2 protein-coding genes are annotated in these 1,100 nt (G+C 73.9%); both read right to left on the reverse strand.

Features of this window, described 5'->3' with window-relative positions; genetic code table 11:
- Nucleotides 1-570, reverse strand: a 570-nt coding sequence (locus ABZ641_RS38945; protein WP_359989442.1) for a TauD/TfdA family dioxygenase, incomplete at its 3' end; no start/stop codon positions are given.
- 82 nt (nucleotides 571-652) lie between these two features.
- A partial coding sequence (locus ABZ641_RS38950) for a zinc-binding dehydrogenase (RefSeq protein WP_359989444.1) occupies nucleotides 653-1,100 on the reverse strand: 448 nt, incomplete at its 5' end.

Genomic DNA, 1,100 nt, shown 5'->3' on the forward strand with positions numbered 1-1,100 from the left:
GTGGCGCGCCTCGGTCGGCATCACCGCGCCGAACGTCGCTTCGATGCTGTGCCGGGCCCGCAGGCCCTCGATCTGCTCCTTGACGTGGTCCGGCAGCCGGCGGTACGCCTCGGCCATGTTGACCCAGAGCGTGTCGCCGCCGACCGGCGGGGTCACGACGCAGCGCAGGACCGCGCCCATCGCCGGGGTCTCCCGCCAGGTGCCGTCGGTGTGCAGGGCGTTCTCGTAGTGCTCGGGCGCGCTGTCGAGCTCCTTGTAGATGCGCACCAGCCCGGGGTGGTCGGGGTCGCTGCCGGCCACCGGGTGGTCCTCCAGCGGGCCGAACCGCCGGGCGAAGGCGACGTGTTCGGCCCGGGTGATGTCCTGGTCCCGCAGGAACAGGACCTTGTGCCGGAGCAGGAGCTCCCTGATCTCGGCGAACAGGTCGGCGTCGCGGGAGGCGTCGCCGAGGTTCACCCCGGACAGTTCGGCGCCGATGGTGCAGGTCAGCGGCTCGACCTTGATCGAGCGGCGGACGGAGGGGCGCACCAGGGCCGGTGCGGCCGGGCCGGGGAGGGCGGTCTGGTTCATGTGGATCCTCCGGGGGAGGCGGTGGGGTCCGCGCCGGGCGCGGGTGCGGGGTCCGCGGCGCGGGTGGGGTCCGCGGTGCGGGTCAGAGGACGAAGACGGAGGAGCCGGTGGTCCGGCCGCCCTCCAGGTCGCGGTGCGCCTGTGCGGCGTCCTTGAGCGAGTAGCGCTGGTTGATCTCGATCCTGATCCGGCCGGCGGCGACGTGGCCGAAGAGTTCGCCCGCGAGCTCGGCGCGTTCCGCCGGGTCCGCGATGTAGTCGGCGAGTGCCGGCCTGGTCACGAACACCGAGCCGTGCAGGGCGAGTTGCATGGCGTCGATCGGCGGGACGGGGCCGGAGGCGGTGCCGAAGCAGACCAGCAGTCCGCGTCGCCGCAGCGAGGCGAGCGAACCGGCGAAGGTGGTCCGCCCGACGCTGTCGAAGACGACCGGCACGCCCTCGCCGCCGGTGAGCTCCCGCACCCGGGCGGCGACGTCCTCCTCGCGGTAGTACACGACGTGGTCGCAGCCGTGGGCGCGGGCGAGTTCGGCC

The sequence above is a fragment of the Kitasatospora sp. NPDC007106 genome (assembly GCF_040634455.1).
Lineage (GTDB): Bacteria > Actinomycetota > Actinomycetes > Streptomycetales > Streptomycetaceae > Kitasatospora > Kitasatospora arboriphila.